Consider the following 21626-nt stretch of genomic DNA (forward strand, 5'->3'; position numbering starts at 1 on the left):
GGCCCCCCAGTAAGGCTTCGCACCATGCACCTCCCCGAAGCACTCCCCAAAGCGGAACTGCACCTCCACATCGAGGGCACCCTCGAACCGGAGCTCGCCTTCGCGCTCGCCGCGCGCAACGGAGTCGAGCTGCCGTACGCCGACACCGAGGAGCTGCGCAAGGCGTACCTCTTCAGCGACCTGCAGTCGTTCCTCGACCTGTACTACGGGCTGATGGCCGTGCTGCACACGGCCGACGACTTCGCCGACCTCGCCGACGCGTACCTGGCGCGGGCCGCGCGGCAGGGCGTACGGCACGCCGAGATCTTCTTCGACCCGCAGGCGCACACCGAGCGGGGCGTGCCCATCGGCACGGTCGTCGAGGGTCTGGCGCGGGCGCTGGACCGCAGCGAGGAGCGGCACGGCATCTCCACGCAGCTGATCATGTGCTTCCTGCGTGACCGGTCGGCCGAGTCGGCCATGGAGACGCTGGACGCCGCGAAGCCGTACCTGCACCACATCGTGGGCGTCGGCCTGGACTCGGCGGAGGTGGGCCACCCGCCGTCGAAGTTCGCCGAGGTGTACGCGGCGGCCGGGGCGCTCGGCCTGCGGAAGGTCGCCCACGCGGGTGAGGAGGGCCCGCCCGCGTACATTCGCGAGGCCCTGGACGTCCTGGGCGTCGAGCGGATCGACCACGGGCTGCGGGCGGTGGAGGACCAGGAGCTGGTGGCGCGGCTGGTACGGGAGCGGGTGCCGCTGACGCTGTGCCCGCTGTCGAACGTACGGCTGCGCGCCGTCGACGTCCTGGAGGACCACCCGCTGCCGTCGATGATGGCGGCGGGGCTGCTGGTCACCGTGAACTCCGACGACCCGGCGTACTTCGGCGGCTACGTCGGCGACACCTTCCACGCGGTGCACGAGGCGCTGGGGCTGGGCGAGGAACAACTGCGCGAGCTGGCCCGCAACTCGTTCCTGGCCTCCTTCCTGGACCACGACGAGGAGCGGCGGTCGCGGTACCTCGCGGAGGTCGAGGCCTACGACTTCGACTAGCCCAGCCCGCGGCGCCCTGCCGGGCGGGTCCTCCCGGGGCGGCGCCTGTCGGGGTCGCCCCGTCCCGGGCGGGTCACCCCTGCCGGGCGGCGCCTGTCGGGGTCGCCGCCCGGCGCGGTCACCATCGGGGCCGGTCGCCGTCCCGGCGGGGTGCGCCCTGCGGGGTCACCCGTGCGCGTACGCGTGCCGTTGGGGTCCGCTCCGTGGGCCGTGTCCTGGGCTCTCCTTCGTAAGCTCAGTCGTTTCACGCCCCCAACACGACCCACTGCGCGTCCCCCTTCGGGGCCGAGCCGAGGCCCCGTGCACCTGCGCGGCGCGAAGCCGCCGCGTCCCCGGGGTGTGGGGGGCGTCAGCCCCCGCGCACAACCCTTGAGGTCAGGGGCGAAGCCCCGGTTTCGGGAAGGGGCGCGGGGACGAAGCCCCCGGCGCTCGACCACCGTGCGGCGCGAAGCTGCCCGGGCTCGTCAGCGGTGGCCCGATGGGCCCGCCTGGCGGTAGGCGCGGCGGCGGACCAGGAGGGGGGCCAAGGCGCGGACGGGGAACTCGGTGACCGGCTGTTCCGGGGCGCCGATCTGCGGGGCGGACAGGCCCGCCGCCGCGCCCGTGGTCGCCGCGACGACCGCCGCGGGGGCGCCGCCGCGGCGGCGGATGGCGCCCGGGACGAGCGGGCGGCCCGAGGTGTGCAGGGCCACGGCGGTCAGCGGGACGGCGAGCAGCACCAGGAGGGCGCCGAGCAGCAGGCCCATGCCGGGGTAGCCCGCCCGTTCCGACAGCACGCTGCCGGTGACGGGCCCGCAGGCCACGCCCAGGGAGGACGCCGAGCCGGCGAGGACGGCCCAGCGGCCGCGCGGGTCCAGGGAGGCGGCCAGGCCGATCAGGTACGACAGGACGACCGGGTAGCAGGCGTTCCACAGGATCTCGCCGACCGCGAAGGACGCCAGGTTCTCGGCGGCGGAGCTCAGCACGATGCAGCCGGCGATCATGACCGTACCGAGGCCGATCGGGACGGCCCGCCCGAGCCGGGCGCCCAGCGCGCCGGCCGCCGTGACGCCCAGCAGTCCCGCGCCGAGCGCCGCCGCGAACACCGCGCCGACGGTCACCTCGCTCAGGCCCGCCTGGGTGAGCCCGATCCGGCCGCTGACGCCCCACAGGGCGTTCTGCGCCAGGGACCAGCACACCATCGCGCCCGCCAGCACCAGGCCGGCCCGCAGCCGGGGCAGCGGCGCCCCCGTTTCCCGGGCCTCGCCCGTGTCGTGGCCGGTCTCCAGCCGCCCCGTCGCCGGCCACACGGCCGCCGCGACCAGGGCGAGCGACGCGAACGGCAGGGCGTGCCCGCCGCCCAGGTGCGGAAGCGTCAGGTACAGGGCGCCGGCCGTGGCCGACACCGACAGCAGGCCCAGCGTCGAGGCGCGGTGCGGATCGCGCTGCCCGGCGATCCCGGCCGCGGCGACCGCCGTCGCCGTACCGGAGCCGAAGCCGCCGGCCACCGCGCCCGCCACGACCAGCGGGACCGCCGAGGTGAGCGCCGCGCAGCCGTAGCCGGTGACGGCCACCAGCAGGCCCGCGCGGGCCAGTCGGCGCGGCCCGTACCGCTCGACGCGCGAGGCGAGCGTGAAGCCCGCGGCGGCGGAGCCGAGGAGGAGGCCGGAGCCGACCAGACCGGCCTGGGCGGGGGTCAGTCCGAGACCGGCGGAGAGACGGCCGACGACGGTCGGCAGGAGGTACGCGGCGAGGTAACCGGCCGTGAAGACAGCGACGAGCGGCCACAGGGCGCGCGGGCGCGAGGGCATGGGCGTTCCCGAACAGGGAGAGGGGGAAGGGGTGGGGCGCCCGGTGTCGTACGGGAACGTGCACGGGAACGCGGGCCAATTTGTATCAAGCGAGCCGGTCGCACGAGAAGGCGAGAGTGTGTGATCTGAGTCACAAGGTGTTTGTGGGGCGTGGGGGCGGGTAGCAGAGCTTGTTTTCCGGCTGCTCCACAGCGTGCCGACGCCCTTCGTGAACGACGAGAATCAGGCACACTGTCCTGATCCGTACCGCGACCGGGGAGCCCGCCGTGACCACATCCAGGGGAGAGCAGCAGCAGCGGCAACACACGGCCGGCATCGACCCGTTGGACGCGCTGCGCACGCCCGCCGACCCCGAGTACGACGTCTTCCTCACCGGCACGGTCTTCCTCGACATCATCTTCACCGGCCTGGACAGCGCCCCCGTGCGCGGCACCGAGACCTGGGCGCGCGGCATGGGCTCCAGCCCCGGCGGCGTCGCCAATATGGCCACCGCCCTCGCCCGGCTCGGGCTGCGTACCTCCCTGGCGGCCGCCTTCGGCGACGACCACTACGGCGAGTACTGCTGGGACGCCCTGGAGCAGGGCGAGGGCATCGACCTGTCCCGGTCGCGTACCGTCCCCGGCTGGCACTCGCCGGTGACCGTCTCCATGGCGTACGAGGGCGAGCGCACCATGGTGTCGCACGGCCACGAAGCCCCGCCCCTGGACGGCTCCCTGCCCGCGTGCCCGCCACGCGCGCGTGCCGCCGTCGCCTCGCTCGCCCCCGGCCGCCCCGAGGAGTGGGTCACCGACGCCGCCCGCCAGTCCACCCGGATCTTCGCCGACGTCGGCTGGGACGAGACCGGCCGCTGGGACCTGGCCGCCCTGCCGGACCTGGACCACTGCGAGGCGTTCCTGCCCAACGCCGAAGAGGCGATGCGCTACACCCGCACCTCCTGCCCGCGCGCCGCGGCCCGCGCGCTCGCCGACAAGGTGCCGGTCGCCGTCGTCACGCTCGGCTCGGACGGCGCGTACGCCGTGGACGGCGCGACCGGCGAGACCGCCGAGGTCCCGGCCATCGAGGTCGCCGCCCTCGACCCGACCGGCGCCGGGGACGTGTTCGTCGCCGGATTCGTCACCGGCACGCTCGCCGGGTGGCCGCTCGCCGACCGGCTCGCCTTCGCCGGGCTGACCGCCGCCCTGTCGGTGCAGGAGTTCGGCGGATCGCTGTCCGCGCCGGGGTGGGTGGAGGTCGCCGCCTGGTGGGACTACGTCCAGGGCTGCTCGGACCAGGACCCGGCGGCCTTGCGCCGGTACGCGTTCCTGGAGTCGCTGCTGCCCGCCCCCATCAGGCCCTGGCCGCTGCGGCGGGCCGTGCCCACGATCGGCTTCCGCCGGTCCGCGTGACCCCAGCGGCGGGAAAAGCCTTCGGGGTTGTCAGTGCCACGACGTAGGCTGGATGTCCAGAGGTTGTCGAGCAGCGAGAACCCTGCAACGGAGGTATGTGCAGGCCTGAGAGCCGGCCCATGACGCAGACACCCACAGACCAGGTACGAGCCCATTTCACGGTCCCCGCGAAGCATCCCATGGTGACCGTGCTCGGCTCGGGCGACGCACTGCTGCGTGTGATCGAAGAGGCGTTCCCGGCCGCGGACATCCACGTCCGCGGCAATGAGATCAGCGCGGTCGGCGACGCGGCGGAAGTCGCGCTGATCCAGCGCCTGTTCGACGAGATGATGCTGGTGCTCCGCACCGGGCAGCCGATGACGGAGGACGCAGTGGAGCGGTCCATCGCGATGCTCAAGGAGGAGACGGGGGGCAAGGCCGTCGAGACACCGTCGGAAGTGCTCACCCAGAACATCCTCTCCAGCCGCGGCCGCACCATCCGCCCCAAGACGCTCAACCAGAAGCGGTACGTCGACGCGATCGACAAGCACACGGTCGTATTCGGCATCGGCCCCGCCGGCACCGGCAAGACGTACCTGGCCATGGCCAAGGCGGTCCAGGCCCTGCAGTCCAAGCAGGTCACCCGGATCATCCTGACCCGGCCGGCCGTCGAGGCGGGCGAGCGGCTCGGCTTCCTGCCCGGCACGCTCTACGAGAAGATCGACCCGTACCTGCGGCCGCTGTACGACGCGCTGCACGACATGCTCGACCCCGACTCGATCCCCCGACTGATGGCGGCGGGCACCATCGAGGTCGCGCCGCTGGCGTACATGCGCGGCCGGACACTCAACGACGCCTTCATCATCCTCGACGAGGCGCAGAACACGAACCCCGAGCAGATGAAGATGTTCCTCACCCGGCTCGGCTTCGACTCGAAGATCGTCATCACCGGCGACATCACCCAGATCGACCTGCCGGGCGGCACCAAGAGCGGTCTGCGCCAGGTCCGGGAGATCCTGGACGGCGTCGACGACGTCCACTTCTCGATGCTCACGTCGAACGACGTCGTACGGCACAAGCTCGTCGGCCGTATCGTCGACGCGTACGAGAAGTACGACAACCAAAACGGGAAGTAGCTCACTAGCACCATGTCGATCGACGTCAACAACGAGTCCGGCACCGAGGTCGACGAGCAGGCGATCCTCGACGTCGCCCGGTACGCGCTCACGCGGATGCGCATCCACCCCCTCTCCGAGCTGTCGGTGATCGTGGTGGACGCCGAGGCGATGGAGCAGCTGCACATCCAGTGGATGGACCTGCCGGGCCCCACGGACGTCATGTCCTTCCCCATGGACGAGCTGCGCCCGCCGTCCAAGGACGACGAGGAGCCCCCACAGGGCCTCCTCGGCGACATCGTGCTCTGCCCGGAGGTCGCCGCCAAGCAGGGCCAGGAGGCCCCGACGCAGCACTCCATGGACGAGGAGCTCCAGCTCCTCACCGTCCACGGAGTGCTGCACCTGCTCGGGTACGACCATGAGGAGCCGGACGAGAAGGCCGAGATGTTCGGGCTCCAGGCGGCGATCGTCGACGGCTGGCGGGCGGAGAAGGGCCTCACCGGCCCCTCCCCGGCGCCGACCGTCTCATGACCGCCCAACTGATCCTCGGCGCGGTCGCGCTGGTCGTGGTCGCGTGGCTGGCGGCGTGCGCGGAAGCGGGCCTCGCGCGCGTCTCCGCCTTCCGCGCCGCCGAGGCGGTACGGGTGGGGCGGCGTGGCGCCGTCAAGCTGGTCCAGGTCGCCTCCGACCCGACGCGGTACCTGAATGTGGCGCTGCTGGTCCGGGTGGCCTGCGAGATGGCGGCCGGCGTCATGGTCACGTACGCCTGCCTGAACGAGTTCGACGACACATGGGCGGCCCTGCTGGTCGCGATAGGCGTGATGGTGCTGGTGTCGTACGTCGCCGTCGGCGTCTCGCCCCGCACCATCGGCCGCCAGCACCCGCTGAACACCGCCACCGCCGCCGCGTACGCCCTGCTGCCGCTGGCCCGCGTCATGGGCCCGGTGCCGCAGCTGCTGATCCTCATCGGCAACGCGCTCACGCCCGGCAAGGGCTTCCGCAAGGGCCCCTTCGCCTCCGAGGCAGAGCTGCGCGCCATGGTCGACCTCGCCGAGCAGGAGTCCCTCATCGAGGACGACGAGCGGCGCATGGTCCACTCCGTCTTCGAGCTCGGCGACACGCTCGTACGCGAGGTGATGGTCCCGCGCACCGACCTCGTCTCCATCGAGCGGTACAAGACCATCCGCCAGGCCCTGACCCTGGCGCTGCGCTCCGGCTTCTCCCGCATCCCGGTGACCGGGGACAACGAGGACGACGTCGTCGGCATCGTCTACCTCAAGGACCTGGTGCGCCGCACCCACATCAACCGCGACGCGGAGAACGACCTGGTCTCCACGGTCATGCGGCCCGCGACGTTCGTCCCCGACACCAAGAACGCCGGCGACCTGCTGCGCGAGATGCAGAAGGAACGCAACCACTGCGCCGTCGTCATCGACGAGTACGGCGGCACGGCCGGCATCGTCACGATCGAGGACATCCTGGAGGAGATCGTCGGCGAGATCACCGACGAGTACGACCGGGAACTGCCGCCCGTCGAGGAGCTGGGCGAGGGCCGCTACCGGGTCACGGCCCGCCTCGACATCGGCGACCTGGGCGAGCTGTTCGGCCTCGACGAGTACGACGACGAGGACGTCGAGACGGTCGGCGGACTCCTCGCCAAAGCCCTCGGCCGGGTCCCGATCGCCGGCGCGTCGGCGGTGGTCGACCTGCCGGACGGCCGGTCCCTGCGCCTGACGGCCGAGTCCCCGGCGGGCCGCCGCAACAAGATCGTCACCGTGGTGGCGGAGCCGGTGGCATGACCCCTGACCAGCTGCGGACGTTCTGCCTCGCCTTCAACGACGCGGTGGAGGACTTCCCGTTCGGCCCGGAGGCCTCGGTCTTCAAGGTCGCGGGCAAGATGTTCGCCCTCGCGTCCCTGGACGCCCGCCCGCTGCGGGTCAACCTCAAGTGCGACCCCGAGATCGCCCTCCGGCTGCGTGCGGAGCACCCGTCGATCGCGCCCTGCTGGCACATGAACAAACGCCACTGGAACACGGTCACGGTCTCCGGCCTCCCCGACCGCCTGGTCCGCGAACTGATCGAGGACTCCTACGACTTGGTAGTCGCGGGCCTCCCCAAAGCGACCCGCCTCCGCCTGGACCGCCCCTAGCCCTGGCCCCGCCGGCGGGCTCAGCCCGGTAATCGGGAGGAGCCTGTGCGTCCACTGTGTGTATCCTCAGCGCGGCCGATCATGGCGGGGAGGGGGGAACCACAGCACTCCCCGGGAACATCCACATCCCAAGGGGAGAAACACCTTCATGCGTACTCGCATACGTCGCGGCGTCGCCGTCGCGCTCACCGTTTCCGCGCTCACCTTCACCGCCGCGTGCGGAGGCTCGTCCGACAAGGGCGGCGACGACGCCAAGGGCAAGGACAAGACCGCCGAGAAGCCGGCGGCCGCACCGCTGACCGCCGCCCAGATGAAGGCGGGCATCCTGGAGGCCAAGGACCTGCCGGCCGGCTGGAAGGCGGAGAGCGCCCCCAGCACGAGCGACCAGTCCAAGGCCGAGAAGCCCGAGTGCGCGCCGCTCGCCCAGGTCATGTCCGACAAGATCGACGGCGCGACCATGGGTGGCAACCAGGAGTTCGGCAGCGCCGACGGCACCAGCCTGCTCGCGCAGCAGATCTTCAGCATGCCGGGCTCCGGCGCCGCCGACTTCGTCAAGAGCGTCGAGACCGCCGTCGGTGCCTGCGCCACCTTCACCCTCGTGCAGGACGGCCAGAAGGTTCCGGTCAAGGCCGCCGTCCTTCCCACCGCCAAGGCCGGCGAGTCGTCCACGGGCGTCCGCCTGACCATGGAGATCGCCGAGCTCAAGATGAAGATCGAGTCCGACGTCCTCATCGCCCAGCAGGGCACCGGCGTCATGCGGCTCGCCTACGTCCCGATGAACGGTGAGGGCCACAAGGCATTCGCCGACCTCGCCAAGCGCGGCGGCGACAAGTTCGTCAAGGCCGCCCAGAGCTGACGCTGATCGCGGACTTATCCTCGGGGCATGACGCAGACGACAGCCGACCTCGGCCCCGAGGACCGCAAGATCATCACCCTGGCGCGCAGCGCCCGTGCCCGTAACGGTGTGCCCGAGGGCGCGGCGGTACGGGACGAGACCGGGCGTACGTACGTCGCCGGGACCGTCGCCCTGGAGTCGCTGAACCTCAGCGCGCTGCAGACGGCGGTGGCGATGGCCGTGGCCAGCGGCGCGAAGTCGCTGGAGGCGGCGGCCGTCGTCACCGAGTCCGAGGCCGCCTCGGACTCGGACCGCGCCGCCGTCCGCGACCTGGGCGGACCGGCCACCCCCGTGCTGGTGGCCGGCCCCGACGGCGAGCTGCGCGCCACGGTCAGCGCAGGCTGATGCTCGGTACGGGGGAGGCCGGGCGCTGACCCACGCCCGGCTCGTGCTGGCGGTCGGCGCCATCGGCGTCGCCGTCAACGCCGTCGACTGGGTCGTCGAGGGCCGCCCGCGGCCGTACCGCGCGGCCCCGCTGCTGCTCGTGCTGTGGGTGGCGGCCGACCTGCTGAAGACATCTCGCCCGGCCGCCGCGCGGGGCGGTGCGGGCCGCGGCCTGCGTGCTGCTGGTCGCGGCCGGGCTCGCCGTGGGTGTCCCGGCCGCCACGGCGCTCGTACGCGGCGAGGCGGTCGACTGGCTGGACCTCGTCCTGGGCGTCCTCGTCGTCCTCTACGCCGTCGTCGCGGTGATCGCCCTGGCCGTACGGAAAGGCCGGCGGAAAGGGCCGCGGTACGTGAGCGGTGCGCGCATCGGGGAGAATGGCCCCCATGAGCGCTCGTAACCCAGAAACCGAAACCGCCCACCGGGCCGGTTTCGCCTGCTTCGTCGGCCGCCCCAACGCGGGCAAGTCCACCCTCACGAACGCTCTGGTCGGCCAGAAGGTGGCGATCACCTCCAACCGGCCCCAGACCACCCGGCACACCGTGCGCGGCATCGTGCACCGCCCGGACGCGCAGCTGATCCTGGTCGACACCCCGGGCCTGCACAAGCCGCGCACCCTGCTGGGCGAGCGGCTCAACGACGTCGTGCGCACCACGTGGGCCGAGGTCGACGTGATCGGCTTCTGCCTGCCCGCCAACGAGAAGCTCGGCCCCGGCGACCGGTTCATCGCCAAGGAACTGGCCGAGATCAAGAAGACGCCGAAGGTCGCGATCGTCACCAAGACCGACCTGGTCGACTCCAAGACCCTCGCCGAGCAGCTCATCGCCATCGACCAGCTCGGCAGGGAGCTGGGCATGGAGTGGCAGGAGATCGTCCCCGTCTCGGCGGTCGGCGACAAGCAGGTCCAGCTCGTGGCCGACCTGCTGATCCCGCTCCTCCCCGAGAGCCCGCCGCTCTACCCGGAGGGCGACCTCACCGACGAGCCGGAGCAGGTGATGGTCGCCGAGCTGATCCGCGAGGCCGCGCTGGAAGGCGTACGGGACGAGCTGCCGCACTCGATCGCGGTGGTCGTCGAGGAGATGATCCCGCGCGAGAACCGCCCGGCGGACAAGCCGCTGCTGGACATCCACGCCAACGTCTACATCGAGCGCCCCAGCCAGAAGGGCATCATCATCGGCCCCAAGGGCCAGCGCCTGAAGGAAGTCGGCACCAAGTCGCGCAAGCACATCGAGGCGCTGCTCGGTACGCCGGTCTTCCTGGACCTGCATGTGAAGGTCGCCAAGGACTGGCAGCGCGACCCCAAGCAGCTGCGGAAGCTCGGCTTCTAGCCCGTCCCGGTGGCTACGCGCCTTCCCTGAGCACCCGCGCGACCAGCTCCCGCTGCGCGTCCGTCAGCCCGGGGTCGGCGCAGTACACCGTCCGGTCGTCGGCCGTGATCTCGTAACCGAACCCGTCCGGCACGCCCACCGGCCGTTGCTCGTGCCCGTCCTTCAGTGCCGACTCGGCCAGGGCGTGCCAGTCGTGGGCGTCGAGCAGCCCCGAGGTGTCCACCTCGGCCCGCCGCTCGATGCCCGCGAACCCGCCCGTACGGATGACCCGAATACGCATGGGCCCTGTCTACTCCGTCGGCAGCCCCACCGTCGACCAGGCCTTCACCACCGCGTCGTCCTCCGCGCCGCCCGCCCCGAACCGCTCGCGCACCGCCGCCACCGTCAGCCGCGAGAAGTCGGCGAACTCCGCGTCCACCGCCAGGCGCCCGCCCGTCAGCACGTCGTACCAGACCTGGCCGGCCCGCTCCCAGGCGTTGCCGCCCAGCTCCTTGGCGAACAGGTAGAAGGCGTGGTTCGGGATGCCGGAGTTGATGTGCACGCCGCCGTTGTCGGCGCCCGTGTGCACGTAGTCCGCCATCTTCGCGGGCTGCGGGTCCTTGCCGAGGACGTCGTCGTCGTACGCCGTCCCCGGGGCCTTCATCGACCGCAGCGCCACGCCCTGCACCTCCGGCGCCAGCAGCCCGGCGCCGATCAGCCAGTCGGCCTGGTCCGCGCTCTGCCCCAGCGCCTTCTGCTTGACCAGCGAGCCGAAGACGTCCGACATCGACTCGTTGAGCGCGCCGGGCTGGCCGAAGTACGCCAGGTTCGCCGTGTACTGCGTGACCCCGTGGGCCAGCTCGTGGCCGATGACGTCCACCGCGATGGTGAAGTCGAGGAAGATCTTGCCGTCCCCGTCGCCGAACACCATCTGGTCGCCGTTCCAGAAGGCGTTGTTGTAGTCCCGGTCGTAGTGGACGGTCGCGTCCAGCGGCAGCCCGGACCCGTCGATCGAGTTGCGCCGGTACGCGTCGCGGAACAGCTCGAACGTCGCGCCCCAGGCCGGCGTACGCGCGGTTGACGGTCGCGTCCTTCGTCGGCTTCTCGCCCTCGCCACGCACCTTCGTGCCCGGCAGCGTGGTCTTGTGCTGGGAGTCGTGGATGGTGCGCTTGGGCTTGTCGGCGGGCGCGTCCGCCGCCCGGGGCACGGGGGCGGCGCCGACGACCGTGGTCAGGCGGCGGGCGGTGCGGTTGGCGGCGTCCTGGACGAGGGTGCGGCGGGCGGCCGCGGCGATGACCGGGTCCGCGGCACGGGACAGCTGGTCGAGCAGGTGTGGGGGGACGATCGTGCAGAACACGGAAGGTGTGGCAGTCATATTCCGCAATGTGGCAGCCTGTCACTGACCTGTCACCAGCTGCGACGAGGATTCCTGAAAAGGAGTGATAGGTCACTGTATGACGGTTGCCGCGCCGAATCCCGCATACTGGAACGGCACCTCCACTCACGGTGTTGCTCGGCTAGGCTTCTTCGCATCATGCGTTTCGGGCTGCTTCTTCTTAGCTGCCGCGGCGAGGGCCTGTAGTCGTAGGCCGACCCCCTCCCCGCGGAGTCTGGTGCTGCTTCGACCCAGTCGGCCGTCCCGTTCAAGGACAACCGAGGAGCCCTACGCATGTCCCAGCCCGTTGGCCGCCCCACGCCCATCACCAACGCGACGCACACCCAGAAGCCGTCCGGGATGCCGATCCACAAGTACGGCCAGTACGACGCCGTCGACATCCCCGACCGCACCTGGCCGGACAAGCGCATCACCAAGGCGCCGCGCTGGCTGTCCACCGACCTGCGGGACGGCAACCAGGCGCTGATCGACCCCATGAGCCCCGCCCGCAAGCGCGAGATGTTCGACCTGCTGGTACGCATGGGCTACAAGGAGATCGAGGTCGGCTTCCCGTCCTCCGGCGAGACCGACTTCAACTTCGTACGCTCCATCATCGAAGAGGGCGCCATCCCCGAGGACGTGACGATCTCCGTCCTGACGCAGGCGCGCGAGGAGCTGATCGAGCGCACCGTCGAGTCGCTGCGCGGCGCCCACCGGGCCACCGTCCACCTGTACAACGCCACCGCGCCCGTCTTCCGCCGGGTCGTCTTCCGCGGCTCCAAGGAGCAGGTCAAGCAGATCGCCGTCGACGGCACGCGGCTGGTGATGGAGTACGCCGACAAGCTGCTGGGCGACGAGACGACCTTCGGCTACCAGTACAGCCCGGAGATCTTCACCGACACCGAGCTGGACTTCGCCCTGGAGGTCTGCGAGGGCGTCATGGACGTCTGGCAGCCCGAGGAGGGCCGCGAGATCATCCTGAACCTGCCCGCCACCGTGGAGCGCTCGACGCCCTCCACCCACGCGGACCGGTTCGAGTGGATGTCCCGCAACCTGTCCCGCCGCGAGCACGTCTGCCTGTCCGTCCACCCCCACAACGACCGCGGTACGGCGGTGGCGGCGGCCGAGCTGGCCATCATGGCCGGCGCGGACCGCATCGAGGGCTGCCTGTTCGGGCAGGGCGAGCGGACCGGCAACGTCGACCTGGTGACGCTGGGCATGAACCTGTTCTCGCAGGGCGTGGACCCGCAGATCGACTTCTCGCAGATCGACGAGATCAGGCGTACGAGCGAGTACTGCAACCAGATGGAGGTCCACCCGCGCCACCCCTACGCGGGCGACCTGGTCTACACCGCCTTCTCCGGCTCCCACCAGGACGCCATCAAGAAGGGCTTCGACGCCATGGAGGCCACCGCGGCCGCCGCCGGCAAGACGGTCGACGACATCGAGTGGGCCGTGCCGTACCTGCCGATCGACCCCAAGGACGTCGGCCGGTCCTACGAGGCGGTCATCCGCGTCAACTCGCAGTCCGGCAAGGGCGGCATCGCGTACGTCCTGAAGAACGACCACAAGCTGGACCTGCCGCGCCGCATGCAGATCGAGTTCTCGAAGATCATCCAGGCCAAGACCGACGCCGAGGGCGGCGAGGTCACGCCGAAGGACATCTGGTCGGTCTTCCAGGACGAGTACCTGCCGAACCCGGACAACCCGTGGGGCCGCATCCAGCTGCGTTCCGGGCAGACCACCACCGACAAGGACGGCACGGACACGCTGACCGTCGAGGCCGTCGTCGACGGCGCCGACACCCTCCTGACCGGCACCGGCAACGGTCCGATCTCGGCCTTCTTCGCCGCCCTGCAGGCCATCGGCATCGACGCCCGCCTGCTGGACTACCAGGAGCACACGATGAGCGAGGGCGCGTCCGCGCAGGCCGCCTCGTACATCGAATGCGCCATCGACGGCAAGGTGCTGTGGGGCATCGGCATCGACGCCAACACCACCCGCGCCTCGCTGAAGGCCGTCATCTCCGCCGTGAACCGCGCGGCGCGCTGACCCGGCTCCCGCTGAACCCCGCCCTTCCCGGAAACTTTCCGGAGCCTTCCGGAGGGCGGGGTTCAGCCATGTCCGTGGCGATCTCACGCCGGGGTACTGACGCGACATCACCGATGTGGCTAACATCACGCCAACGCGGCAAGGTGGCCGAGGCGTTCTGGAGGTGCGACGTGCTGCCAGCACGAGGATCACGCGGGCGAAGAGTGCGTATCTGCTCCATTTCCACCTCGTGGAACACCGTCGGCGACGGCCAGTTCTTCTGCCCCGGGTGCGGCGGAGACCGCAACTACCGGCGCCGCACCGGCCGCCGACGCCTCACGCTCTTCGGCGTTCCGCTGCTGCCGCGCGGCCTGGCAGGACCGGTCGTCGAATGCGCCGCCTGCCACACCCACTTCGGCACCGACACCCTGGACCACCCCACCACCGCCCGCTTCTCCGCCATGCTCCGCGACGCCGTGCACACCGTCGCCCTCGCAGTCCTCGCGGCGGGCGGAGTCTCCTCGCGCCCCGTCCTCCAGACCGCCGTCTCCGCCGTCCGCGCCGCCGGGTACGAGGACTGCACCGCCGACAGCCTCACCGCGCTCATCGAGGCCCTGGAGGCCGACACCGGCCGCTTCGTCGCCGACACCGGCACCCCGTGCGGCGCCGCCCTCGCCATCGAACTGCACGAGGCACTCGAACCGCTCACCCCGCACCTCGCGCCCGCCGGCCGCGAATCGATCCTGCTGCAAGGCGCCCGCATCGCCCTCGCCGACGGGGCGTACACCACCGCCGAACGGGACGTGCTCCTCACCGTCGGCAACGCCCTGCACCTCCGCGCCGACGACACCGCCCGCCTGATGGAAGCGGCGCGGGCGCCCTTCTAGGCCCCCGTCCGGGCGTGTCGCCGTGGCGGCCGCGCGGACCGTGGCAGAGGCTGGACGGATGCTGGTACTCGGGCGTACGCAGGTCGAGGCGCTGCTCGACATGGACTCGTTGATCGACGGCCTGGCCTCGGCGATGGTGGACCTCAGCGAGGGCCGGGCCTCCGTGCCCGACCGGGTCGCCGCCATGGTGCCCGAGCAGGACGGGTTCCTGGCCGCCATGCCGGGGTTCGTGCCGTCCGCCGGGGTACTCATGACCAAGCTGGTCTCCCTCTTCCCGCACAACGCCGGCACCCCGCTGCCCACCCACCAGGCGCTCATCGCCGTCTTCGACCCCGAGACCGGCATGCCCCAGGCCCTGCTCGACGGGACCGCCATCACCGCCGCCCGCACCGCCGCCGCCTCCGCCCTGTCCGCGCGGCTCCTCGCCCGCGACGACGCCACCGTCCTCGCCGTCCTCGGCACCGGCGTCCAGGCCCGCACACACGCCCACGCCATGTGCCGCGTCCGCCCCATCCGGCACATCCGCGTCGCCGGCCGCGACCCCGTCCGGGCGGGCGTCCTCGCCGACGAACTGCAGGCCGCGCTGAACACCGAGGTGGACGCCGTACCGACGTACGCCGAGGCACTCGACGGGGCCGACATCGTCGCCGCCGCCACCCACGCCGTCGACCCGGTCGTACGGCGCGCATGGGTGACGCCCGGCGCGCACATCGCCTCCGTCGGGTTCAACCGGGGCGGCCGTGAGGTCGACGACGCCACCGTCGCCGACGCCCTGGTGTGCGTCGAATCGCGGCGGGCCGCCCTCGCGCCCTTCCCCGCCGGCAGCAACGACCTGCTGTTCCCCATCCGCGACGGCGTGATCACCGCCGACCACATCCACGCCGAACTCGGCGAACTGATCAACGGCAGCAAACCGGGCCGCCGCTCCCCGGACCAGATCACCCTCTACAAGTCGGTCGGCGTCGCCGTCCAGGACGCGGCGGCCGCCGCGCTCGTCATCAACGCCGCGCGCGAGCAGGGCATCGGTGACGAGATCCGACTGGACTGATGGCCGGACCGATGGCCGGACTGGTGGCCGGTTTTCACCGTTGTGCGTGATCAACTGTCATCGGTACGTTGACGGCGTGACTGCCGGGTCGGCCATGGGCCACACACGAGTAGGGCACCCGGCCTCGGCGTGACGCCGGGGCGGGCCAGAGCCCCGCCTTCCTCTGTTTTCTCTCCACGCACCTTCGTGCACACAGCAGTCCTTCACCCTGGAGCAGAAAGCAGAGAATTGCCCAACGATTTCAATCAGCCGATCATCGAAGAGTTCCGCGCCAACCACGGCCGCGTCGGCGGATGGTTCGAGGGAGCCCGGCTCGTCCTGCTGACCACCACCGGCGCCCGGTCCGGCAAACCCCACACCACCCCCGTCGGCTACTACCCCGACGGTGACGGCCGGATCCTCGTCATCGCGTCCGCCGCCGGCGCCCCCAAGCACCCCGCCTGGTACCACAACCTGTGCGCCCACCCCCGTGTGACGGTCGAGGACGGCGTCTTCACGTACGAGGCCGACGCCACCGTCCTGAAGGGCGACGAACGCGACCGCGCCTTCGCTCGCGCGGTGGAGGCCGACTCCGGGTGGGCCGACTACCAGGCGAAGACCAGCCGCGTCATCCCCGTGGTCGCCCTCACCGAGGTTCCCGCCGGTCCGCCCAACGTCAACGCCAAGTCCATGGGCGAGTACCTCAAGGTCGTCCACGACGCCTTCCGCCGCGAACTCGCCCTCATCCGCAAGGAGATCGCCGAGTCCGGGACAGCGGGCGGCCTCGGTACCCAGCTGCGCGTCAACTGCCTGACCGTCTGCCAGGGACTGCACAACCACCACACCGGGGAGGACACGATGCTCTTCCCGATGCTCGCCGACCGCCACCCCGAGCTGGCACCGGTGATGGACCGGCTGAAGCAGGAGCACGAGCAGATCGCCGCCCTCCTCGCCGCCCTGAAGAAGGTGGTGTCCGACGCGGAAGCGGATCCCCCGCACGTGCTCACGGAGGTCGAACGGCTCACGGACGAGCTGGAAGCCCACCTCGTGTACGAGGAGGAGCAGCTCATCCCGCTGCTCGACGCCTGATACGGCGACGGGGCGCCCCCGGAAACCCAGGGGCGCCCCACCGCCGTGCCCACCGTACGGCTACTGCTCGGCGCTCGCCCGCAGCATGCCCTCACGCTCGACGATCTTGACGCGTTCGCGGCCCTCGGCCTCGCCCAGCGCCCGCTCGGCGGCGTCCAGCCGGTACCAGCCCTCCCAGGTGGTGTACTCCACGTCCCTGCCGCGCAGGAAGTCGACGACGGCACCCTCCTCCGGCGCGCTGGGCGTCAGCAGCCGGCCCTCGCGGTGGTCCTCCAGCAGGTTGGCCACCGTCTCGTTGGCGTCGCCCTTGGTGTGCCCGATCAGGCCGACCGGACCACGCCGGATCCACCCCGTGACGTACGTCGACGCCATGTGCTCGCCGCCCTCGATCACCCGGCCGCCCTCGTCCGGGACGGTGCCGCTGCCGAGGTCGAACGGCAGCTTGGGCAGCTCGTCGGAGAGGTAGCCCACCGCGCGGTACACGGCCTGGACGTCCCAGGTCGTGAACTCGCCCGTGCCCTTCACATTGCCCGTGCCGTCCAGCTCGGTCCGCTCGGTACGCAGCCCGACGACCTTGCCGTCCTCGCCGACGACCTCGGCGGGCGACTCGAAGAAGTGCAGGAACAGCTTGTGCGGCCGGTCGCCGACATCACGGATCGCCCAGTTCTCCAGGGTCTTGGCGACCATGTCGACCTGCTTGTTGGAGCGGCGCTGTTCGATCGACCCGGCGTCGTAGTCGATGTCCTCCGGGTTGACGATGACCTCGATGTTCGGCGAGTGGTCCAGCTCCCGAAGCTCCATCGGGCTGAACTTCGCCTGCGCCGGGCCGCGCCGCCCGAAGACGTGGATCTCCAGCGCCTTGTTCGCCTTCAGACCCTCGTACACGTTCGGCGGGATCTCGGTCGGCAGCAGCTCGTCGGCCGTCTTGGCGAGGATGCGTGCCACGTCCAGCGCCACATTGCCCACGCCCAGCACCGCGACCTTCTCGGCCTCCAGCGGCCAGGTGCGCGGCACGTCCGGGTGACCGTCGTACCAGGAGACGAAGTCGGCGGCACCGTACGAACCGTCCAGGTCGATGCCGGGTATGTCCAGCGCCCGGTCCGCCATCGCGCCCGTGGAGAAGATCACCGCGTCGTAGAACGCCCGCAGGTCGTCCAGGACGATGTCGGTCCCGTAGTCCACGTTGCCGAACAACCGAATCTGCGGCTTGTCGAGCACCTGGTGCAGCGCGGTGATGATGCCCTTGATACGCGGGTGGTCGGGGGCCACGCCGTACCGGATCAGGCCGAACGGCGCGGGCATCCGCTCGAAGAGGTCGATCGATACGCCGGGGTCGGCGGCGGCCTCGGACTTCAGCAGCGCGTCGGCGGCGTAGATTCCGGCGGGGCCGGCACCGACGATCGCGACCCGCAGGGGGCGGGGCATGACGAATTCCCTTCGAGCGAGGAGTGAGCGGTCACTTGAGTGCTCACACGCACCCTAAGTAAGGCTCACCTCACCTCGGTACCCGCCCCCCACCTATGACCCCATAAGCCGAACTTATGGCACCTCTCGCCTCCACGCATGAACCGCGCCACGCTTGAGGTATGAACGGCGCTGCCGGCTGGGGCGCCAGGCTGATGAACAGCTCGATCACCGGGATGTCCCCGTGGATCATCTTCTCCCTGCTGGTCGGCCCCGGCCGCTACGAACTCGCCGCCGCGCTCGCCCTCGCGGTCGCGGTCGTCCTCGTGGTCGTACGGCACCGGCCGGTCTTCCTCGAAGTCGCCGGGCTCGTCTTCTTCGCCGTCCTCACCGTCATCGGCATGATCGCCTTCACGGACACGCTGCGGTGGCTGGAGACGTACACCAACGAGCTCTCCAACCTGACGATCGCCGCCCTCGCGGCCGCGTCCGTCGCGGCACGGGCACCGCTGACGACCCCGTACGCCCGAAAGAAGGTCCCGCACGAGTTCTGGCACACGCCCGAATTCCTCCGGGCCAACGTGGTCGTCACCCACGCCTGGGGACTGGCCTTCCTGGCGGCCGCCCTGGCAGGCGGTGTCGGCGACCTCGTGCTGCACAACCCGGACAACCTCTGGACGGCCTGGCTGATCCAGGTCTCGGCGCTCATCACCGCCATGCGCTTCACCGAGTGGTACCCGGCCGTCCCCAGGCCCCCGGTACGGAGCCTGTTGATGCCGTTCGTCGGCCTGCTCATCCCCATGGGCGTGCTCGTCCTCCTCCTCGACGCCGCGCCCCGCTGGTTCGCGGTCGGCCTGATGGTCGTGGGTGTGGTCCTCGCGCGGGCACTGCGCAAGGACGTGGTGATCGAGGAACAGGAAGGCGGCCGGGACCTGAAGTGACGCGCCGACCCCCGCGCCGGGCGAGGGCCGCGCGGGGCGAGGGCCGCGCGGGGCGAGCCGCGATGCCGGGTGGGGCCGCGCCGGGTGGCCGACTGGCGCCCCGGGGGTGAGCGCGCCGGTCACGGTCACCGTGCGGCCGCCCTCTCTCCGAGTGTGGCGGGCTGCGGCGTCCCCTCAAGGGCGCTCCCTTCGGTCGCGTCGGCTTCGCCGATGGGCTTCGCCCACCCTTGACCGGCCGCCTCCGCCCGCCTTTTCCCACTCGGAGGGCGGCCCGGGGGAACGGGTCCACGGGGGGCGCTCCTGTCCCGTGCCGTTCGTGGCCGGGAGGCGGGCGCCGCAGGAGGCGCGGCAGTGGAATGGGGTGCTCACTGTCGGCTCGGCGGCGGGCGGCCGTCTGTGGGCTGCGGTACAGGACCTCGCTTCGGTGGGTGGTGGGTGCGCGGCAGTGCGATGGGGCATCCGGGGTCGGCCCGGCGGCTGCGGTCCGGCAGCGGGTTGGGGTTCAGGCAGGTGGCTGGTGTGGGGTGGTGGTTGGGCCGGGGTGTTGCCCTGCCCGGCGGCCGGGGTGGAGGCGTGGGTGTGGGTGGGCGGCTGGCTCCCGGGTCCGGGCGGGGCCCCTGCCGTCCGTGGCTGCGCCCGGGCACCTCACCGGCCCCGCCTGCCCCACAGGGGAGGCCCCACCCGTCTCCTTGGTCCCACCAGCACCGGGATCGGGGAGTTGTGGGCGGGATGGGACACCTCCCCGCCGTGGTGTCCGGGCTCTGGGTGTCCCACACCGCCCACAACTCCGGTGCGGCGGTACGGGTGTGGCTGGAGGGGGCGAAGAGGCTGGCCGGTGGGGCGTGTGGGGCCACTGAGCGGGGAGCCAGGCTGGGAAGGGCGGGGCGTCGGGCTGGCTGCTGCGGGCGGGGGCTGACTCCCGCCCGGCCCCCGCGCCCGGGGCCGCGCACTGATCGGGGGCGGGGCCGGGTCTGGGCCGGGCATGCGGTCGGGCGTCGTGCTGGTCCGGTGAGCTGCGCCGCCGCCCGCTGCCCCCTGCTGCTCCCGCCTGTCCTCACCCGCACCGCCCGCCTCACGGGGATGCCCCACCTGCCCCCTTCGCCACACCGGCACCTGGGCAGGCGAGTTGTGGGCGGTGTGGGACACCCAGGGGCCCGGTGACCATGGCAGGGAGGTGTCCCATCCCGCCCACAACTCCGGTGAGCCGATACGGGTGTGGCTGGAGGGGCGTTCCCTCCCGGCTCCCGGCCGAGCAGGGCTTCGCCCCGCCCCAGCCCCGCACCCAACCCAGCCACGTGCCTGTACCCCAGCACCACGCCGGTCCGCAGTCGCCGAGCCGTCCCCGGATGCCCCATTGCACTGGGGCGCACCCACCACCGACCGGAGCGAGGTCTTGTGCCGCAACCGGGAGACGGGCCGCAGTCGCTTAGCCCAGCGCTACCGCCCCATTCCTCTGCTGCGCCTGCCCGGGCTGGGTCGGCTTCGGCCACGAGCCCGACTCTTGCGGCTGGCCCCCCGGATGCCTGCTCCCCGGGGCCGCCCTCCGAGAGAAAACGCGCGGGCGGAGGCGGCCTGTCAAGGGTGGGCGAAGCCCATCGGCGAAGCCGACGCGAAGCGCCCTTGACAGGGCGCCGGAGCCCGCGACTCTCGGAAGGGAGGGCGGCCCGGAACGGCGCCCTATCGAGCCAGGCCCGCCACAAAGGCCCGCCAGGCCGGGGCGGTGACCACCAGGACGGGACCGGCGGGGTTCTTGCTGTCCCGGACGGGGACGACGCCGCCGGGGGCGTCGTCGAGGACCTCGACGCAGTCGCCGCCGTGGCCGTCGCTGTACGTGCTCTTGCGCCACCGGGCGGCGCCGGGGAAGTCGTACGCGACTTCCACGCAGCTTCCGCCGTTGCCGTCGCTGTAGGTGCTCTTACGCCATCGGGCGGTACTCAGGTCGTACGCGCGCATCGTCTGTGGTCCTCCGCCGCTGATTCGAGCAGGGTCAGAGACGGCTCCGGGGGGAGTGCGCTGGCCCTGAGTAGATCGTAGGCCGCCTGTACCTGCTTCACCAGGGCCGGATCGTCCAGCAAGTTCCCCGCATACACGGCCTCTGTATAGGCCGTTGGTGGCGCGTCATCGAACTCCATGAGCGTGACCATGCCGGTCAGGAGGGCGTATGCGCCGGCCTCGTACGGGATCACCAATGGCAGAACGGTCCGCTCGCGTGCCAGGACCGCGATGTGGTCCAACTGCTCAGCCATGGTGGCCGGGCCTCCCACGGGTGTGCGCAGCACGTTCTCGTGCAAGATCGCCCAATACACCGGCGAGATAGGCTTCTTGAGGATGCGGGCTCGGTCCATTCGGGCGGCGACCTTGCCCTCGACGTCCTCTTCCGAGGCAAACGGGTTCATCGCCAACGTGACCGCACGGGCGTACGGAGCTGTCTGCAGCAGGCCGGGTACCAGAGTCGGGGCGAAGTCGCACAGCTTGATGGCCAGCGCCTCCAGCTCCGCTGCTGCCGCGAAATACTCCGCATACGGCGACGTGTTGATGAGCGTACGGCACATCCGCTCGAAAATACCGCCGGTTTGCAGCACCTCGTCGATCCTCGCCGCCACGTCCAACTGCGGCTTCCTAATCGCCTGTTCGAATTGGCCGATGTACCCGCCCGATACGAAGACCCTCCGCCCCAGTTCCTGCTGCGTCATATTCGCGGCCTCGCGCCGGTTCTTGAGCTCCGTGCCGAAGAACTCCCAGGCGGCCTGCCTCGACGAGCATGCGTTGGCCATGGCTTAACACCCCTGTCCTGCCGCGCAGTTGTAGCGCTGTCGCACCTGCCAATGCTAGGGGTGCGG

At 71.3% G+C, this 21626-nt stretch carries 20 protein-coding genes and 1 pseudogene; 15 read left to right on the plus strand and 6 right to left on the minus strand.

What is annotated here, in order from left to right; genetic code table 11:
• The first annotated feature begins 24 nt into the window (after positions 1–24).
• Positions 25–1029, plus strand: coding sequence for an adenosine deaminase (locus BKD26_RS02180; protein ID WP_084895076.1), 1005 nt, complete (start codon positions 25–27; stop codon positions 1027–1029).
• Between the two features lie 464 nt (positions 1030–1493).
• Here BKD26_RS02180 and BKD26_RS02185 read toward each other — a convergent pair whose 3' ends face one another.
• Positions 1494–2819 carry an MFS transporter gene (locus tag BKD26_RS02185; protein ID WP_084895078.1) on the minus strand — a complete coding sequence of 442 codons (1326 nt, stop codon included), beginning with the start codon at positions 2817–2819 and terminating at the stop codon, positions 1494–1496.
• A gap of 266 nt (positions 2820–3085) precedes the next feature.
• On the opposite strand from BKD26_RS02185, the gene BKD26_RS02190 reads away from it, so the two are divergent.
• The 9 genes from BKD26_RS02190 to era all read left to right on the plus strand — a co-directional run bounded on the left by BKD26_RS02190 (position 3086) and on the right by era (position 10052).
• Positions 3086–4204: a PfkB family carbohydrate kinase gene (locus BKD26_RS02190; RefSeq protein WP_084895080.1), complete on the plus strand. Its 1119-nt coding sequence runs from the start codon at positions 3086–3088 to the stop codon at positions 4202–4204.
• Between the two features lie 119 nt (positions 4205–4323).
• A complete protein-coding gene (locus tag BKD26_RS02195; protein WP_084895082.1) occupies positions 4324–5319 on the plus strand; it encodes a PhoH family protein in 996 nt (331 codons plus the stop codon).
• Positions 5320–5331: 12 nt separating this feature from the next.
• The gene (gene ybeY, locus BKD26_RS02200; RefSeq protein WP_073751379.1) at positions 5332–5829 is read left to right on the plus strand and encodes an rRNA maturation RNase YbeY; all 498 of its coding nucleotides are present in this window, start codon (positions 5332–5334) and stop codon (positions 5827–5829) included.
• Positions 5826–7097 (plus strand): hemolysin family protein, encoded by a 1272-nt coding sequence (locus BKD26_RS02205; protein ID WP_084895084.1) that lies wholly within the window; start codon positions 5826–5828, stop codon positions 7095–7097. Before ybeY ends, BKD26_RS02205 begins: the two co-directional genes overlap by 4 nt.
• Positions 7094–7447: an MmcQ/YjbR family DNA-binding protein gene (locus BKD26_RS02210; RefSeq protein WP_084895086.1), complete on the plus strand. Its 354-nt coding sequence runs from the start codon at positions 7094–7096 to the stop codon at positions 7445–7447. The genes BKD26_RS02205 and BKD26_RS02210 overlap by 4 nt, the downstream gene beginning before the upstream one ends.
• A gap of 148 nt (positions 7448–7595) precedes the next feature.
• Positions 7596–8303, plus strand: coding sequence for a hypothetical protein (locus tag BKD26_RS02215; protein ID WP_084895088.1), 708 nt, complete (start codon positions 7596–7598; stop codon positions 8301–8303).
• A gap of 27 nt (positions 8304–8330) precedes the next feature.
• Positions 8331–8687, plus strand: coding sequence for a hypothetical protein (locus BKD26_RS02220; RefSeq protein ID WP_084895090.1), 357 nt, complete (start codon positions 8331–8333; stop codon positions 8685–8687).
• 197 nt (positions 8688–8884) lie between these two features.
• Entirely contained in the window at positions 8885–9124 is a 240-nt protein-coding gene (locus BKD26_RS40055) for a hypothetical protein (protein ID WP_179166372.1), read from the plus strand.
• Positions 9102–10052: a GTPase Era gene (gene era, locus BKD26_RS02230; RefSeq protein WP_084895094.1), complete on the plus strand. Its 951-nt coding sequence runs from the start codon at positions 9102–9104 to the stop codon at positions 10050–10052. Before BKD26_RS40055 ends, era begins: the two co-directional genes overlap by 23 nt.
• Positions 10053–10065: 13 nt before the next feature.
• Here era and BKD26_RS02235 read toward each other — a convergent pair whose 3' ends face one another.
• On the minus strand, positions 10066–10332 hold the full coding sequence (locus BKD26_RS02235; RefSeq protein WP_084895096.1) for a protealysin inhibitor emfourin: 267 nt from the start codon (positions 10330–10332) through the stop codon (positions 10066–10068).
• Positions 10333–10341: 9 nt separating this feature from the next.
• Positions 10342–11407: pseudogene (locus tag BKD26_RS02240) on the minus strand (M4 family metallopeptidase).
• 294 nt (positions 11408–11701) lie between these two features.
• On the opposite strand from BKD26_RS02240, the gene leuA reads away from it, so the two are divergent.
• The 4 genes from leuA to BKD26_RS02260 all read left to right on the plus strand — a co-directional run bounded on the left by leuA (position 11702) and on the right by BKD26_RS02260 (position 16441).
• Positions 11702–13459, plus strand: coding sequence for a 2-isopropylmalate synthase (leuA, locus tag BKD26_RS02245; RefSeq protein ID WP_084895098.1), 1758 nt, complete (start codon positions 11702–11704; stop codon positions 13457–13459).
• A 170-nt stretch (positions 13460–13629) separates the two neighbouring features.
• The gene (locus BKD26_RS02250) at positions 13630–14325 is read left to right on the plus strand and encodes a TerB family tellurite resistance protein (protein WP_084895100.1); all 696 of its coding nucleotides are present in this window, start codon (positions 13630–13632) and stop codon (positions 14323–14325) included.
• A gap of 58 nt (positions 14326–14383) precedes the next feature.
• Positions 14384–15373, plus strand: a complete 990-nt coding sequence (locus tag BKD26_RS02255; protein WP_084895102.1) for an ornithine cyclodeaminase family protein — start codon at positions 14384–14386, stop codon at positions 15371–15373.
• Between the two features lie 228 nt (positions 15374–15601).
• Complete coding sequence (locus BKD26_RS02260; RefSeq protein WP_084895104.1) at positions 15602–16441, plus strand: nitroreductase/quinone reductase family protein; 840 nt, start codon at positions 15602–15604, stop codon at positions 16439–16441.
• 60 nt (positions 16442–16501) lie between these two features.
• On the opposite strand, the gene BKD26_RS02265 is transcribed toward BKD26_RS02260, so the two are convergent.
• A complete protein-coding gene (locus BKD26_RS02265; RefSeq protein ID WP_084895106.1) occupies positions 16502–17866 on the minus strand; it encodes an FAD-dependent oxidoreductase in 1365 nt (454 codons plus the stop codon).
• 161 nt (positions 17867–18027) lie between these two features.
• Here BKD26_RS02265 and BKD26_RS02270 point away from each other — a divergent pair, with 161 nt between their 5' ends.
• Complete coding sequence (locus BKD26_RS02270; protein WP_084895109.1) at positions 18028–18786, plus strand: hypothetical protein; 759 nt, start codon at positions 18028–18030, stop codon at positions 18784–18786.
• Between the two features lie 1677 nt (positions 18787–20463).
• Here BKD26_RS02270 and BKD26_RS02275 read toward each other — a convergent pair.
• Together BKD26_RS02275 and BKD26_RS02280 are read right to left on the minus strand one after the other, a co-directional pair.
• On the minus strand, positions 20464–20739 hold the full coding sequence (locus BKD26_RS02275; protein WP_084895111.1) for a DUF397 domain-containing protein: 276 nt from the start codon (positions 20737–20739) through the stop codon (positions 20464–20466).
• A complete protein-coding gene (locus tag BKD26_RS02280; RefSeq protein WP_084895113.1) occupies positions 20721–21560 on the minus strand; it encodes a helix-turn-helix transcriptional regulator in 840 nt (279 codons plus the stop codon). The genes BKD26_RS02275 and BKD26_RS02280 overlap by 19 nt, the downstream gene beginning before the upstream one ends.
• Positions 21561–21626: the final 66 nt, after the last annotated feature.

The organism is Streptomyces sp. CB03238, assembly GCF_002099185.1.
In the GTDB taxonomy this organism is placed as follows: Bacteria; Actinomycetota; Actinomycetes; order Streptomycetales; family Streptomycetaceae; genus Streptomyces.